Genomic DNA, 18,026 nt, shown 5'->3' with positions numbered 1-18,026 from the left:
ACTGTTTTTAGCTTCATTTTCAAGTCTAACATAAATGGTCTGAGGATTTGAAGTATTGAAATAAGGTGCTGTTTTATCAATAGCATTTTCTCTGTCAATGGCATCGTCTTCAGTTTCAAAATAGAGGACTTGCATGTCTTGTTGGTTGCCGATGATGGAGGCGTCATTATCTTCAAAAATAAACTCAGATGGTACATTAGGATTGACTTCACAATTTATAAAATTGGAAACGCTATCTAACTGTGGGTCTGCGTAGATGAGGACGTCGAATCGGAATACCGTAAAGCAGCTCATTCCATCTATTTCGGCTCTAATAAAAATTTCTTTAGAGTCTGTAGTGTAGCTATCAGGATTTAAAATTGGGTTTAGATTATCTGTAGCATTGTCATAGCTTTCAAAGAAGGTAAATACAAGGTTATCAGTTCCGTCTGTTATTTCTGGAATGACACTTAGTAGATTAACGTTAGAAAAGCCATCTTGATCTTCATCACATACAACAATTGGGCTTGGATTTACAGCATTTATTGAATTGCTTATGTTTACTTGTGCTGTGGTAAAATTATAGCATTGATTAGGTGAAAAAATATCTGTAACTCTAACATAAAACAAATGATTATCTCCATTAATTTCATACTCTTCTTCAAGAGGGTTTTCTTGGTTTTCCGCATCTTCTTGAGTTAAGTATAATTCTACAGTTGTAGCGGAGTTCAGGCTTGTATTTAAACCTAAACGAATTTCATCAATCAAAGGTGGAATTGAGATTGTGGTGGTATTTGTATCCAAGTTGGTATTTCCACAATAATCTATTGTTACGGGCTCAGGAATAAAAAGTGGTTCAATTTCAAAAGTAATTTTTGTATTATATGTACAACCTTGGTAGGTAGATCTTATGTAAAGGCTTTGATCGTTAGATACAGATGTTAGAGCGTTCTGATCTAATGCATTTGTTAATAAGGATCTGTCTTCTTCTGTTTCGTAAAATGTAATTTCTATATCTTCATAACCATTTTTTAGATCTTCAGTAATTTCAGCTAAATCTACATCAATAACTCCATCATTAGAGGCGTCATCACATTGAGAAATTAGAGTTTCTTCTCCTAGAACATTAAAAAGTAGGTTTTTATGAATCTCTATGGATATGGTTTTTGGACAATTTTCATCAACATATCTAACAGTGATAGGTAAATTAAACGCAGGATCAGAAATATGTAAAACAGGAAAATCAGGATGCTCTATTATATCTAGAGAAATGATAGCTTCATATTCAGGATTAGCGTTTATATATGCATCTCTCATATCAATAGCATTATAATCTGTTGTTAAGCTATAATAGTCAAAAGTTTCGCCATTTACAGTTTCGTTATAATTAGGGTCTATACAATGATTAATTATGACATTGGTTATCTCTGGAGATGATACATAGGATAAATTAACAGGAACAATTGATGGGCAACCATTAAAATCACTTTCTACTCTAGCAAAAAAAACTTCAGGTTCATTTTCTAAGTCTGGAAAATCCGTAATTGGATTTATAGTGTTTATGGCATCATCCTCAGTTTCGTAATAAGTAACTGTTGTCTCAAATTGATAATTAGATACAACAAGATCTAAAGAGCTTAGGTCTGTGAACGTTATTTCTGTGATGTTACCATTACAAACTTCAACTGTAATTTCATTGGTTTCTGGTGATAGGTATACAGAAATATTAAAACTACCAATTTGCAGACAGTCTCCATTTAAGCTTTCAATTCTTACAAAAATGATTTCATCCTGCTCCGTGTTTTGATATATACCAACCAGAGGATTGACGTTGTTTTGAGCATCATCCAAGCTTAGATGGTAAGAGATGTTGTAATTATCTGAAGGCAACTCAGCTAAAATTTCATCATTTTTCAATAACGGAAAATCAAACTGATAAATTCCATCGCTAGGAGTAGGATCACAAACGGAAAGATCATCAATAGGAGCCGCTTCTTGATAAGGGATTATTTCAATTTCAATACTATCTTCCAAGACACAGTTGTTAGTAGTGCTGGGAATTGAGATTTCAACACTATAAGTACCAGATTGTTCAGCCAGAAGCGTAGGGTTTGTTTCACCAGTAACAAGATTACCATCCAAAAACCATGAATACACGGCAGAAGGATTATTAATCTCAGCATCTAGAGTTAGGTTGCTACCACAAACCAATTGGTCAGGTCCAAGATCTATAGAGCCACCAAAGCCTTCCGCTTCAATAAAAACAGCAGAATCAAAACGTTGATCAATATGGTCTGCAATTACAAATTTAATTTCATAAACTGCATTGGGAATAACTTCGGTATTGGCTGTTAATACGTTAGTTTGACCATTGAAGTTCGTACCAGGCAAGTTGTAACCTTGAAAATAATCTTCGTTAATAGCCTCACAAAACCCATTGATGTTTGGGTGAATGGTATAGGTGCTTACTTCTGTTGTGGTTTCTGGAGCTAAAGCAATATTTACAAAAGGATCTGCACTACCAGCAGGTCTAATAAGAATGGCAAATACATCTCTAAAATTACAAGGGTATTCCTGCTGGTATTCGTCGGAAGCAAAGAGGTATTTAAAGGCTATAAAATTATTAGCAGTACTAAAATTAAACTGAATGGAAGTGGCATTGAGAGTTTGGTCTATACCAAGAACATTCAACACATCAGGATCCGTTTCCCAATTGATATTACCATCACTAAGGTTGTTGGTTATAACTGAGTTTCCAGCATTAGTTATGCTTCCAGTAGATAAAACAATACCACTTTCTAAAGGAAAACTGGAAGAGCCTCTGTCAAAATTTCCATAGCTTATAATATTGTTTACACTACCATTGTAAGGTGAAGAAATACTGTTGACAGTAGCACAATTATCGCCTACTAAATTTTGGATAAGTTGTTGCGGAGTTAGCGTGTTGTCTGTAATAATCTGTTGGGAAAACAAAAAGTTTACAAACAACGAAAAGAGGAGAAGAGTATATGTTCTATTCCTTGTCATAGCTAATTATGAGAGACTTATTATAAGTCTCTTATAATCAAAGATAGGAAAAACCTTATGCTTTCGTTAATATTAATTGACTAATTGCTTTAGGTAAGTTTTTAACGACGTATAGCAAAATGACCCTTTACCTCAAAAGACTGATTGCCTCTTGCCACATTAGCAACAAACCAATAGTCGCTTGCAGGTAAGTTTAAACCATTTAAAGTACCATCCCAACCTGGACTATCATGTCTTAGTGTCGTTAAGTGTTTACCATAACGGTCAAAAATATGAATAATGGTTCCTGGAAGTGTTTCTACACCAACAATATGCCAAGTGTCATAACGACCATCTCCGTTTGGAGACATATGTTTGGGAATATCTATTACTAAAACCTCTCTCGTTACTTCAGAACAACCATTTAAATCTATAATAGTTACTGTGTGGTAACCCATGCCTACGTTATCAAAAAAGTTAGATTCCTGAGGTTCACCATCATCTAATTGATATAGGTAATCACCAATTCCACTAATAGTTACTGTAATATTATTAGGATCTGAAAAGTCTATGATCTCAGTCGCTTCTATAGTTGCTGCTTCAGATTCTGCCACACTAAAAACTCTTGTGTTTTCGCAACCAAATTGTGTCGTAACAGTAACCCAGTAGGTTCCAATTTCAGGTATTGTAATTTCAGGTGTAGTTTCACCAGTAGACCAAATATATTGATCTGTAGAGTTGTTGGTGTTTGCAGAAACAATTAATGGTAAATTATCTAAACAAATAACCTGATCTTCAATATCGATAACAGGTAATGAATGAATAATAACAGAAAACTGTGTTACAGCGTAGCATCCTGTTGTATTATTTTCAACTCTAGCATATATAATTTCAGAATCAAAAGCTATGTAGTCTGTGTCTACAGCAGATAAATTAGTGTTAGCATCATCTTCAGAATTATGGTAGGTTATGGTAAAATTAGCTGGGTTTTGCGCACCTAGTATTTGAGCATTTTGCTGTGTTAAATCAAAATCTAACAATCCGTCATAGTCATCATCACATCCCTCTAAATTACTTGGTTGATTGGCAACAGGAAGTGGATTTACTATGAGGTTAAATTCATACACTGTAAAACAATGTGTTGTACTGAATTCAGCTCGTGCATAGAGAGTGTCATTATTGGTTACATATGTATAATCTGTATTTAATGCATTTTCGTTAGCGTAAGCATCAGCTTCATTTGAGTAATAACTGAATAATACATTAAAACTTTCGTCCATGATAACTTCGTCAATTTCAGTTAAGTCGAAACTGTTATTTTCATTTTCACAAATATCATATGACTGAAAATTATTAATAACAGGAGGCATATTTACACTTAAATCAATTGGGACCAAAACATAACAGTTTGAGATGGTATTATTTATTTTAATGTATACCGTTTGCGGATTGCTTGTATTGGTGTAAGCCTCAGGATTAGTAATATTATTAGTATTGTCTTCGGCATCTTCGTAGTTTTCAAAGTAGGTGATTTCTATGTTGTCTTGTCTAACATCTAAAATATCAAATTCGGCATTTGTTAAATCAAACTCAGTGAATCCATCATAATCTGTATCGCAACCTATTAACGGTATAGAAGGATTTACGTCAGGTACTTGTATAACATTCAATTCAAAAGACGTAATAGAATTACATATTGTTCCATTATCAATTTGAACAAAAATAGTCTGAGGATTTACGGTATTAGTATACTCAAGAGGTAATGGGTCGATGCTGTTTTCAGCATTATTTAATGAGGTGTAAAACGTTACAGTTAGGTTGTCTGAAATACCATTTGATATTTCTGTAATCTTAGTTGATAAATCAAAAGTTTCTGAACCATCGTTAGATATGTCGTCACATACAAACCAATCTGCAGGTTCATTAAAAAGCGGGTTTGTTCCTACTTCTATAATGAAGCTGGTAGTGTCATAACAATCTTGATCTGATGTGTTTTCTACTCTGGCAAAAATTGTTTGTGGAGTAGTGGTGTTTTGGTATGCTACATCTTTGTCTATTGCATTTATTCTATTATCAGCGTCGTCCTGATTTAAATAATATGACACTTCTTTCCCTGTTTGTCCGTTTAAAATCTCAGTGTCTTTGGTACTGAAAATAAATTCGGCGAAACCATCACTATTGTCTTCACAAATTTTATAGTTTTCAATTGCCGAGAATACTGGTAATGTGTTTACTGTTATGCTTAAAGCTTCAACAGAATGGCAACCAGTATTTGTGTTTTCTACTCTGATAAAAACAGTTTCTGTTTGAGCGTTGTAGCTACTTTCGTTATTTATTGTATTGGTACCATTATTGGCTTGATTTCGGCTATGATGAAATGTTATTTGTCTATCTGTAGTACTACTAACAACTTCTGGAATAACATCTAATAAATTAACGATAAAGAAACCGTCTTGATCATCATCACAGATAACAATGTCTGATGGAGTAGAAGTAATAGGAGCTTCTAAAACCGTAATTTCAAAAAAGTTAACATCAGAACAACCTGTTTCATTTGAGGTTATTCTCGGATAAACGGTAAACGGGTTTGTAGTGTTGGTGTAAAAGTTTGGCAGAACATTAGTGTTGTTTCTGGCATCGTCTTCTGTTAAAAAGTAAGTAACACTAAATCCATCTAAAGCATCTGTAACTTGTGTGTCAAATTGAGATAAATCTGTTGTTGTAAAACCATCCTGGTCTTCATCACAAACGGTTTGACTAATAATAGATTCAAACTCATAGACAGGAATTAAAATTAAATCTATTTGCTCTATATCATAGCAGGTAGCACTACTTAAACCTAAATAAATAGTTTGAGGATTGCTCGTTGGTATAAATGGAGTGGTTTGATCTAATGCATTTACCTGATTATCTCTATCACTTTCAGTTAAATAGAAATCAATAGAGATATCAAATTCTTCAGGTAGTTCATTAATTATATTAGTAGCAATTCCTGAAAAATTAAATTCTTCAACACCATCATTATCAATATCACAAAGTGATACATCATTAATGGCTGTAGCGGTTAATAACAAATTGGTGTGTAGTTCTACAGTTGTTATAGTAGCACAACCTGTTGTATTATTTTCAACTCTAATGCAAACGGTTTGTTCTTCAGAAGTGATGTTTGTATAATTGGTGTCATCTATTATAGGATTACTTCCAGATAAAGCGTCTTCATTGGTTTCGTGAAATGTGACAGTAACATCAGTTAGACCTTGTAACACATCTGGGATAATACTTGTTAAATCAAAATTAGCAAAGCCATCATGATCTTCGTCACACGCGTCTATGTATAGGTCTTCTGTATTTATAACAGGATTGTCTAAAACTGTAATATCTAATGTTGTTGTGCTGATACAACCTGTAAACTCATTTCTAACACTTACAAATACCTGCTCATTTGTGTTAGTATTTACATAAGGCATTGGTAGAGGGTTAGTACCACTAGCAGCATCTGCAGGTGTACTATGATAAGTAACTATTAAGTTGGTGAGACCGTTAGTAATTTCATCATTTTTAATGTTTAGGTCTATCGCAGTGAATCCGTCAGCAACCTGATCATCACAAACCTCTAAAGGTGAAGGATCATTAATGTTTGGTAAGGCATTAACAATGAGGTTAAACGTAGAAAATGCTAAACAACCATTGTTAGTGTCTTCAATTCTAACATGTATAGTTTGAGGATTTGTTGTATTTTGAATAGGGTTGGTGATAGAATTAACGCCACTCTGAGCTTCGATGTTAGAATAGTGATATGATATAGTATAGTTTGAAGAAGGCACAGAAGCTAAAACTTCAGTATTTTTTGTTGTCAAATCAAAAGTTTCTATACCATCATTACTGGTATCATCACAAAGCTCATAATCCGAAATTGGGTCTGAAGATTGAGTTGAGCTTAGAGTAAGAGTAATATCATCTTCAATGGTACAAGAGCTTCCAGACAAAGGGATTTCTATTTCAACACGATAGTTGCCAGTAACATTTGCACTAAGTGTTGTTTGGTTTTCTCCAGGAATTAAGACATCATTTAAATACCAATTGTATGTTGCCTGCGGATTGCCAATATCTCCATCTAAAGTAACTTCGCTTGCACAAGTTGAAAAGTCTTCACCTAAATCTACAGTAGCATTAAAACTATTTCCTTGAATAAAAACTGCCGAATCGTAATTTTCATCGGTTTGATCTGCAATGATTAATTTTATCTGATACTCTACGTTAGGTTGTATAGAAGCTGTTGCAGACATTATTGTTGTTCTACCATTATAATTGGTGTCTCCCAAACTATAACCTTCAAAATACTGGTCGTTTGAAGCTTCACAGAATCCAACAATTTCATCATGAACAGTATTTGTATTTACAGGTGTTGTTGTACCAGGTACCAAAGCAATGTTAGTATAAGGTGCATTAGTGCCTGCTTCTCTAATTAAAAAAGCAAACCCATCAGAATATTGACAAGGAAAGTTTCCAAAATATTCCTCTGATGCTAAAATGTAATTAAATTGAATTTGATTTGAAATGGAAACAAAATTAAACTCTAAAGAGGTAGCGTTTAATGTACCTGTTATACCAAGAGCTGTTTCTAAATCAGTATCAGTTCCCCAACTGCTGTTACCTTCATTAAGCGTTGCAGCATTTTGAGAATTTCCTGCCGAATTTGCATCTCCAGTACTTAAAATAATACCATTTTCAAAAGGAAAATTAGAGTCACCACTTTCAAAATAGCCATAGCTACCTAAACCAACAACACTACCGTTGGAAGGAGAGCTAATGTTAGAAACTTCTACACAACCTTGAATAAGATTATTTTCTATTAGGTTTTGAGGGCTAACTGAATTATCTACGGTGATTTGCTGTGTATAAGAAAAACTGCAAATAAAGCATGCGACTAGTAGGAGGGAGCGGTTAATAAAATTCATAAGTTAGGTTAAGTTTAAACTGTACAAGTTTATCTATTTGGGGCTGATATTCTGTACCTTATATTGCCGAAAAGTATATCTAATAAAGACGAAATACAAAAAAATACGACGAATAACACTAAATGTTAACATTTTTGAGTCGTTTTGTATTCTTAATCGCACAAAAAAGACCTCTAAAAAGAGGTCTTTCTCCCAAATTGAAATTTCGAAAAACATTACAGCCTCAACAAATAATGTTTTTTAACCTGAAACTCCGTATTGTTGTTTTCCAAATTGGAAAAACATAGCTTTCGATAATAATATTTAGAGGGAAGTGTGCAATTATAATGGGTTAGAGGGAGATTGAAATCTATACACACTACTTAAAATTAATTGATGATTATCTTACCTGCAAATGAAAAAGATAAACGGACAAAAATCTTAACAAATCTAGTAATTTACGTACACCCAACCTACCATTGGTCGATAGTCAGGATCATTGAGATTTAAAATGTAATAGTATGTTCCAACTGGGACAAAATTACCATGATTGTTTAATCCTCTGTTTATTTTTCCAAACCAAGGCTTATCATTATTGCCTTCAAAAATAATGTCACCATAGCGGTTATATATTTTTAATTGATGCTCAGTAAAAATGTCGTACAGACCTTGTATGTTAAACCAATCATTAAATGTGTCGTTATTTGGAGAAAATCCATCAGGTACATAAGGTGGACAATTTTCTATATAAAGTTGAAATTGATATACCTCGTAGCAAGGTGGACTTTCTAATCTTACATAAATGGTTTCAGGATTTGATGTGTTGTTATAATTAGATGGTGTTAAAATAGGGTTGGTTGCTGTTTCTAAATCTTGGAGCGACTGATAGAAAGAAACATTACTTTCGTCATATTGCAGATTAATCAAGGCCTCATACAAGTTATAAGTTGCTGTTTCAAAACCTTCGTTACAACCAATAAGTCCTGCTAAAGTTATAATATCTGGTATTACTAGTAACTCAATATCAATAAAGTTAATGTTGTTGTCTTCGTTAGTTTCTGTTACAACTCCAGACATAGTGCCATCATCATCAACAATAGCTGTTATTGTTAAATTTGGGTCAGAATCTTCAGGAATGTTTACAATAGTGGAGCTAGATTCTGACTCTCCAATATCTAAATCATTTACGGTTTGGCTTTGGCCTAGCAGAAGATTGTCTAAATAAAATGCAATTGGTGTATTAGCTGGTAAAACATCTGTACTATTAAAATTATTGACCGTATAAAATAACTCAACGCTATTATCTCCACAATTTACTATATAGTCATTGACCTCTATAGTAGCATCTGGTAATTGACTATTAAGTACTGTTATAATATTGTTTAGAATAATGAGATCGGCACTAAAACCTCCAGTTTCATTGATACCTCCTGTTGTTAACTTTATAGAAGCAGAAGTATCGCCAATATTTATATTGTTTTCTAAATTATACACATCTAAATCTGCATTGTAAAATGTGGTAGAATTTGTAAAGGTGTTGGTGCCATTAAACGCATTGTCAGAAAGATTTAAAGGAGGGTTAGATAATACATTATTGTTTACAGATAATGATTCACCATAGTTTAAACTATTATCTCCTTCCCAAGCCAGAAAGCCAATTTTTGCACCGATATTATCAATAACATCAATATTATCTAGAATAATTTCTTTTTCTTGTACGTTTCGGTTTATGATTTCTAGACCTTGGTATAGGTTAACTTGATTTAAAGGGAGGTCTTCATTTTGATAGATAACATAAATACTCCAACCACCAAAATTTGTTCTATTATTACAATAACCAGGATTAGACATTAAGTCTGCACTTATATCCAAGCCTGAAAACATGTAGGTCCCATTACCTTCACTAATAACTAAATCGGTTACATCCGCATAGCAGGAAAAATATTCTAATTGTCCATTAAAAATATCACTGTAGGTTACGGTATATATCTCTTCACTAGTAATTTGTGTTCCGTTTAGTGTAACTTCTGTATCACCAAATCCGGAGCCTGCCCAATACAAATATGCTTTCACGATTTGATTATCTGCATCTAATGTAAAGTTAGCACTAGAGGATTCTAAAAGCGAGCAAAAACTCTGGTCAATGTTATTTTCAGCCTGATTTAAAGTGTTCCCAATTGCAGTATAATCGTATCTACCATTAAATTGTTCAAACAAAGAAATATCTTGAGCAGATAACGGCAATACTAAGCCCAAAAATAGCATAAAAAGTATGTAATGTGCTTGTTTCAAATGGCTTGGATTGGTTAGCTCTAAATTACGATTAAAATCTATCGCACCAAACTAAAATGACTGGTAAAGACTCGACCATCTTCTAGCTGCACTTTAAACCAATAATCGCTACTTGGCATTTTTTTTCCATTGTAAGTTCCGTCCCAACCACCACCAAGAGGGTTGAGTTCTGCCAGCAATTTACCATAACGATCAAAAATTTGAATGCTGGTATTAGATTGAAATTGGTTACTTATTCCTTTGACTTGCCAAAATTCGTTTGTACCATCTCCATTTGGTGTGAAGAATTTAGGAAAACCAATAACCGATACTAATTCGTCGGCAATGCCACAGTCGTTTTTGTCTCTTACAAAAACAGTATATAATCCAGGTAATACGTCTTCAAAAATATTAGAATCTTGGTAAGGTCCATCAACATCATCTAAAGCATATTCATAATCACCTTCACCAGATACCAAAACTGTAATCGTATTGTTGTTAGAAGCGTCAACAACTTCAATAGCATCAATAGTTGCAATATTAGATGGCAAAACAGTAATTGTTCTGTCTTTAAAACAACCATTAACATTGCTAACTCTAACATTGTATGTACCTGGCGTATCAACTTCTATGGTTGCTGTATTTTCACCAGTTGACCAATCAAAAATATAGTTGCTTGGTGAGTCATTAATGATACCTGAATCTAAAACAATGGTTTCGGGGAAATTGTTAAGGCAGTACAGCGTTTCAAATTCGGTTTCAATATCAGGAAGTTCGTAAACCGTAAGTTCAATTTCACTTATTCCGTAACAAGCATTTGAATTTTCAACACGAGCATAGATGGTTTGATTATAAGGAATGGTATTGGTAAAATTAGCATTAAGCGGATTAGACTCTACTAAAGCATCTTCATACGTTTCAAAATATTGAAGATCTAAGCCAACAGGTGCGCCAGCAAGCACAATGGCATTGGTGTCATTAAGATTAAAAACAGCAAAACCATCTTCATTACCGTCGTCATCACATACAGCTATACTGGCATTGTTAGAAGATGTGGTACTCACTTCCAAAGAAACTTCACTAAAACTTACACAACCAGTTGAAGTATTGGTAACTCTAGCGTATACAATTTGTGGATTGAAGAAATTATCAAAAGCATTAGCATTAATTTCATTTTCTTCATTTTCTGCATCTAACTGAGATAGGTAATAGGATACGTCAGCGTTTGGGTCTCCGTTGGTAATATCGCTAGATATTTCATTAAGATTGAAGGTGGTAAAGCCTTCTGGGATGCCATCTTCATCACATTGAATTAGCGATACATCATTTGCAATTGGCTTGGCAGCTACTACAATGTCAAATGAAGTAAAACCAACACAGCCACCAACTAAATCTTCAATCCGTACAAAAATTTCAGTTGGTGTTGCCGAAGTGTTCGTGTAAATGGTAGGTAAAGCAGAAGTATTAGTTTCTGCATCTGCTTGAGACAAATGATAGCTTATATTGAAGTTTCCACCCAAAATGCCATTAGTTATTTCTTGAGTTTTTACATCAAAATCAAAAGTGGCTTGCCCATTTTGGTCATCACCATCTGTATCATCATCACATAGTTCATAGGTTGTAGGTGTATTATAGTTTGAAAACGCAGTAACATTTACAACCATAGAATTAACAATAAAACATCCTGTAGTTGTATTTTCAATTCTAATAAAAACAATTTGTGTACTAAAAAAGCTGGTAAATATATCTCCTAATGGATTAATGTTAATGTTAGCATCATTTTCACTGTTATGATAACTCACAGCAACATCACCTTCACCATTTATAATATCTTGTCTAAGTGAAGTAAGATCAATTTCTGTGATTAAATCATCAAAAGGAGCAACATTATCACAAAGTTCTAATGGTGGTAAACTTGTAATGTTTGGATTTGTTAAAACCGGATTTGAAGGACTATCAGGAAATGTAGCTGTACCAGTCCATTCTATGGAAAAAGGACTATTTCCTATTGGACGATCAATAACTAAAAAATAGGTTTCTCCTGCCTGTACATCTAAATCGCTTACAAAACTATCACCATCAGCTCCAGGGCCTTCATCAGCATCAGGGTCGTTTGGACTCATTCCTGTTAGATTATTGCCTTGATTTGCGGCTTGAGGATTCGTGGTAGAACACCTTACAGCCTGTCCAATATTTCCACAGGTAACATTTGGACCAAACAAAAAGAAATCATAATCCTCGGAAATGTTTGTGCTTGCAGGTGTTAGAGTGAAGGCTAAAGTTCCTGAATTGGCAATTGTAACTTCTAACCAAATACTATTGTTTTCTTGGCTTGAGCATGTGTTGGAACCAGTTAATTCTTGTGTGCCAACTCCTTGAGCATCAAGTTCTAGTGTTGAGTTTCCGCAGACTGTAATAGCATTAACACAATCGTTTGGTTCTTGGCTATAGCAAAAGATACTAAAACATAAAATAACTAGAGCTAATAGATTTTTACAAAGGGATAGGTTTGGTTTCAATATTATCGTTTTAATGCAAAATGACTTGTAAAAGTTCTTCCATCTTCTAATTCTACCTTAAACCAGTAGTCGCTTGCAGGCATGTTAGCACCATTGTATCTGCCATCCCAACCAGGACCAAGAGGATTAAGTTTTGTTATAAGTTTTCCGTAACGGTCAAAAATAAGAATTAAAGAATTAGCTTGAAACTGATTATTAATACCTTTGACTTGCCAAAACTCGTTAGTGCCATCACCATTTGGTGTAAAGAATTTTGGAAAACCAATAACTGAAACTAGCTCTTCTGAAATTCCACAATCGTTCTTGTCTCTAACAAATACTGTGTAGAGACCTGGTGAAATATCTTCAAATACATTAGAATCTTGATAAGGGCCATTAATATCATCTAAAGCATATTCGTAATCACCTTCACCAGAAGCTAAAATTGTTATAGAATTATTGTTTGAAGCATCTACAACTTCAATGTTTTCAATAGTAGCTATGTTGGATGGTAAAACAGTTATGGTTCTTTGTTTGCTACAATTGTTGCTATTAAAAACAGTTACGGTATACGTGCCAGGCTCGTTAACCTCAATTGTAGATGTGGTTTCTGTTGTAGACCAAGAGTAGGTATAGTTGCTCGGTGAGTCGTCAATAATTCCTGCATCTAATACAATGGTTTCAGGAAAACTGTTAATACAGTATAGTGTTTCAAATTCAGTTTCAATATCTGGTAGTTCATTAACAATAAGTTCTATTTCACTTATTCCATAGCATGCGTTAGAATTCTCTACGCGTGCATATATAATTTGATTATAAGGAGTTGTATTAGTGTAAGTATCGCTAAGTGCATTATTTTCTAAAAGAGCATCTTCATAGGTTTCGTAGTATTGCACGTCTAGTCCTGCAGGTGCGCCAGCCAAGACTATTGGGTTTGATGCAATAAGACTAAATGCCATAAAACCATCTTCTGTACCATCTGTATCGCAAGCAACTAAACTCGTATCGTTTGATGATGTTGTACTTACTTCTAAGGAAACTTCACTATAGCTTACACAACCAGTTGATGTGTTGATAACCCTTGCATAAATGATTTGTGGATTAAAGAAGTTTTCAAAATTATCTGCATTAATTTGGTTGTCTCCATTTTCGGCGTCTGCGAGAGATAAATAGTATGTTACATTCCGGTCTGGTTCGTTGTTGACAACATCATCATTAAAGAGATTAATGTTGAAAGACGTAAATCCTTCTGGTATACCATCTTCATCACATTGTACAATACTTATGTCATTTGCAATAGGAGCATCATTAACATCAAGTTGAAAGCTTCCTGTGCTATAGCACTCAGGATTAGTTGTGTTTTCTATTCTCACAAAAATTTCACCAGAACTTGTGGTATAGGTTAGAGGTAAAGGATCTGTATTGTCATTAGCATCTTGTTGTGTAGAATGAAAAGTAACATTTGTATCTGTTTCAGATTGATCTCCTCTTATAGATGGAATTAAATCATCTAATTCTACAGTGGCAATTCCATCAGTTGGATCTCCTTCATTATCACAAAATTCAATATTATTGAGTTGAACAATTTGTGGAGTATTAAGCACTTCGAGCTGAAAACTGGTAATGTCAAAACAGTTGGTGTTATCTGAATTCTCTACTCTTGCATAGATGATTTGTGGATTGCTAATATTTGTATACGGAAAGCTAATCTCATTTTCGAGATTAATGGCATTATCCATCGATTCAAAATAGCGCACATTGTACTGGGCTGGTGACTGCGTTAAGAGCGCTTCTTCGTTTTGATCTGTAAAATCTAAAGTGCTAACAATACCATCGTTAATAAAATCGTCACAAACGGTTAGATTAGATATGGTGTTGGCTACAGGAATATCAAAAACACCAACTACTGCACTACCTTCTATTGGACAATCTCCGTTATTGGGTTCTATATAAACTTCATAAAAACCAGGAGCATCTATTAGTAATTGCGCTTGGTTATTTCCGGTAATTGGTGTTCCGTCAAAAGACCAAACATAATCGGCACCTGTAATCTCATCGGCTTGTAAGGTATAGCTATCTCCAACACACAAGTTTAATTCCGAAGTACTAATTCCGTTTCTAATAATATCTATTTCAAAACCGAGTAAGGATGTAATAAAAGGTGGTAAGCCAAGAGCAGCAGTAGTGCCGTTGGCTAAGGGTTGTCCACCTTGGTTATAATTACAAGCTAAACCAGCTTCACCAGGATTTTCAATAACATCAAGGCTGTTTGGACTTGCTCCATTACAAACATAAATTTTGTTATTAGGTCCTAATTGCATCGATGAAATAAATTGTGTTCCTTGAAAAACTATAGTTTCTGCATTATTATTGTCTAGGTCAAATTGTCTTACAACAGTACCATTTGTTACGTATAGTTTTTTAGAGTCAGCAGAGAATTCAGTACCATAGCTTTGAATATTGGAAATTAAATTTACAGGATTGCTAACTTGCCCTGTTTCATTATCAAAATCATAAATCCAAAAGCTACCTGTATTGGGTGCTGCATTGTCATCACTGGGTAATACACCGTTTTGAGCATGACAAACTGCTATTTTATCACCATCTGGTGAGGATTTCATGTAACCAATTCCATTTCTTCTATAGCCAAGTGTACTAATATTGGGTGTTACAGTTGAGGTAACAGGCGTTAAGTTATTAAAGCCGTCTGCATCAATCTTAAAAGCATAGAACGTGTCTACAAATTGGGTTATAACCCACATTGTTTCGCAATCTGCTCCTTGAACAGCGGTTATTTTTTCTGCACATTTATATAGTTCTTGGTCTGGTTGAGAAGTGTCATAAGTTATAAGATGAACATTTTTTTCAGAAGGTACGACATCACCAAAACCTCCGTTAAGCGTCATATCTACTAAAGAGTAATTAAAACCATTATTAAAGCCATCATCATCATTAGGTACAGTTTGAAAGTCTCCAAAGGTTTCTTCGTAAAAATTTATTGGATTCCCATTTTGGTCTGCTGGACCTTGGTTAGGTGAAGCCCAAGCATTATTATGATGAGGCTCATCTACAGTAAAAATGTAGTATAAGTTATTGTTTGTTGGATGTGGCACAATGACACCAGATGATGTACTGGATGGATCACCAAGTAGACCTGTACCACCAAAATAATTACCGTTTGGCATAATTTGATGGTTACGGTTCCATACCGTACGTCCGTCTGTGTAAAACTGTAAAACACCATCTTCATTAGAGATAGTAGAACAGCCTTCGTTAGTACTTATTGATGTTGAAATGGGTACAACATTTCCTGTTGCTAGATTAAAATTTAGACCTGCATTGTTTCCAAAAGCCCAATTTGTAGTTTCTTCTTGTGCATATGCAAAAACACAATAAAAAAATGCAAACAGTAAGGCGTATTTCTTTTTCATAATTGCTTTAATGTACACTACACACTTTAATACAATATAACAACTAGAACTCAAAAACTCCTAGATTTAGTATTAAAATAACATAGCAATTACTACAAAGCTATTATAAATCTCTCTTTTTTAATAATTGATAAGATAAAAAGATAAAAAGTGCAGACCAGCCTAATACTATTGCAATTTCGTACCAATGTACTGCGTAATCATAAGATAAATCTTCTTCTATTTGATTGGCTAATGCTTGTACGGCTGATAATCTAGAGCCAGGCTCGTCAATTAAATTCCATAAGGATTTAAAAGGCATATACTGGTAAATATTATCAGCAAGGTCAGTACCTCTGTTATAGGCAGAGACTACACTCCAACTTATAAACTCTATTAAAAATAAAACAACCATTGTTGCTACTGCAAACGCAGATCGCTTTATAAGCACACCTAGAAACAAACCAAAAGAGAAAAAACCAACAAGTTTAACAAAGAAGGCGAGTAGGTATTCTAAATCTGTAAAAACTATAGAAAACTCTGTATAGCTTGAGTAGATGTAACCTAGTACTAATGATACAATAAATACAAAAGCTGTAGATATTAGCGAGAATGCTAAAACCATATAAAACTTAGACAGTATAAACTCTTTTTTACTTAAACCATCAATGAGGTTTTGTTTTAAGGTTTTATTGCTATACTCATTGGATACCATTGAGACAATAACCAGTAATAGGAAAAACTTTAATAATCCTGCTACAAAAGTGTTGAAGTGCCAAATATATGGGAAATTAAAAATGCCCATTTCAGCTAAATGAAATTTAACAGGACCAATATCAAACTTTATTACAGCAAAAAGAGCTATGAGTACAAGTAAAATGAAGTATGTAAGTATAAGTATTCTACTTGCTTTATTATATCTTAATTTATCAAATTCTATTTTTAATAATCTTAACATGATGTGGTTGGTTGTGCTTAGTTTTAATTTAATTTTCCTATTTCTTGATTAATCTCATTTTCATCTGTCAGTTGCAAGAATTGTTCTTCAAGGCTTTCTTTTCGTTTTACTAAATGCGATAAGATTATACCTTTATCAAACATCATTTTGTTAAAGTCAGATGCAGACATAGGTTCGTTTAAAAAGGCGGTAATTAATTGGTCTTCAATTTTTAGTTTACCAAAATTTGGATGAGACTCTAGAATTGCAACGAGCTCTTTCTTTTTGTCAGTTTTTAACTCAAAAAAGCCATGACTACTAATCATTTCATCAACACGGCCAGAGTATAATTTTTCACCTTTTCTAAGGACTACAACATGAGAACATACTTTTTCAACTTCATCCAAAAGGTGAGAAGCTAATAGAATGGTTGTTCCACCAGCCGCTATGTCTTTAATGATTTGACGAATTTGATGAATTCCTTGAGGATCGAGACCGTTAGTAGGCTCATCTAAAATTAAAATCTCTGGATCGTTAAGTAGGGCAGAAGCAATGGCTAAGCGCTGTTTCATTCCTAAAGAATATGTTTTAAACTTATGATGCTTTCTTTCTAAAAGGCCAACTATTTCAAGTTTTTCATCAATTTTACTGTGGTCAACACCTTTTATTCTACAGACCAATTTAAGGTTTTGTTCTGCAGTCATATAAGGGTAAAAATTAGGTCGCTCTATAATAGCGCCTACTTGTTTTAAAGCATTATGTGTAGAGGTGTTTCCGTTAAACCATTTAAAATCTCCATTGGTTTTATTAACGACATTAAGAACAATGCCTAAAGTAGTAGATTTACCACTTCCGTTAGGTCCTAAAATGCCATATACGTTGCCTTTGTTTATTGTAAAGCTTAAATTTTTTACAGCTGTAAGCGCTCCAAATCTTTTAGTAAGATTGTTAATTGTAAGAATGGGTTGTTCCAAAATTGATTGGTTTT

7 protein-coding genes are annotated in these 18,026 nt (G+C 33.9%); all 7 read right to left on the bottom strand.

Features of this window, described 5'->3' with window-relative positions:
- Positions 1 to 3,006, bottom strand: a 3,006-nt coding sequence (locus V1468_RS15655) for a choice-of-anchor L domain-containing protein (protein ID WP_331811147.1), incomplete at its 3' end; no start/stop codon positions are given.
- Between the two features lie 101 nt (positions 3,007 to 3,107).
- Positions 3,108 to 7,943, bottom strand: coding sequence for a T9SS type B sorting domain-containing protein (locus tag V1468_RS15650; RefSeq protein WP_331811146.1), 4,836 nt, complete (start codon positions 7,941 to 7,943; stop codon positions 3,108 to 3,110).
- Positions 7,944 to 8,372: 429 nt separating this feature from the next.
- Positions 8,373 to 10,214, bottom strand: coding sequence for a T9SS type B sorting domain-containing protein (locus tag V1468_RS15645; protein ID WP_331811145.1), 1,842 nt, complete (start codon positions 10,212 to 10,214; stop codon positions 8,373 to 8,375).
- Between the two features lie 38 nt (positions 10,215 to 10,252).
- Entirely contained in the window at positions 10,253 to 12,712 is a 2,460-nt protein-coding gene (locus V1468_RS15640) for a T9SS type B sorting domain-containing protein (protein WP_331811144.1), read from the bottom strand.
- A gap of 2 nt (positions 12,713 to 12,714) precedes the next feature.
- A complete protein-coding gene (locus V1468_RS15635) occupies positions 12,715 to 16,122 on the bottom strand; it encodes a T9SS type B sorting domain-containing protein (RefSeq protein WP_331811143.1) in 3,408 nt (1,135 codons plus the stop codon).
- Between the two features lie 103 nt (positions 16,123 to 16,225).
- Positions 16,226 to 17,059 carry an ABC transporter permease gene (locus V1468_RS15630; protein ID WP_331811142.1) on the bottom strand — a complete coding sequence of 278 codons (834 nt, stop codon included), beginning with the start codon at positions 17,057 to 17,059 and terminating at the stop codon, positions 16,226 to 16,228.
- Between the two features lie 23 nt (positions 17,060 to 17,082).
- A complete protein-coding gene (locus tag V1468_RS15625; protein ID WP_408647378.1) occupies positions 17,083 to 18,012 on the bottom strand; it encodes an ABC transporter ATP-binding protein in 930 nt (309 codons plus the stop codon).
- Positions 18,013 to 18,026 lie beyond the last annotated feature (14 nt).

The sequence above is a fragment of the Winogradskyella poriferorum genome (assembly GCF_036553625.1).
Lineage (GTDB): Bacteria > Bacteroidota > Bacteroidia > Flavobacteriales > Flavobacteriaceae > Winogradskyella > Winogradskyella poriferorum.
The sequence above is the reverse complement of the archived record's forward strand: the minus strand, read 5'-3'. Positions and strand labels throughout refer to the sequence as shown.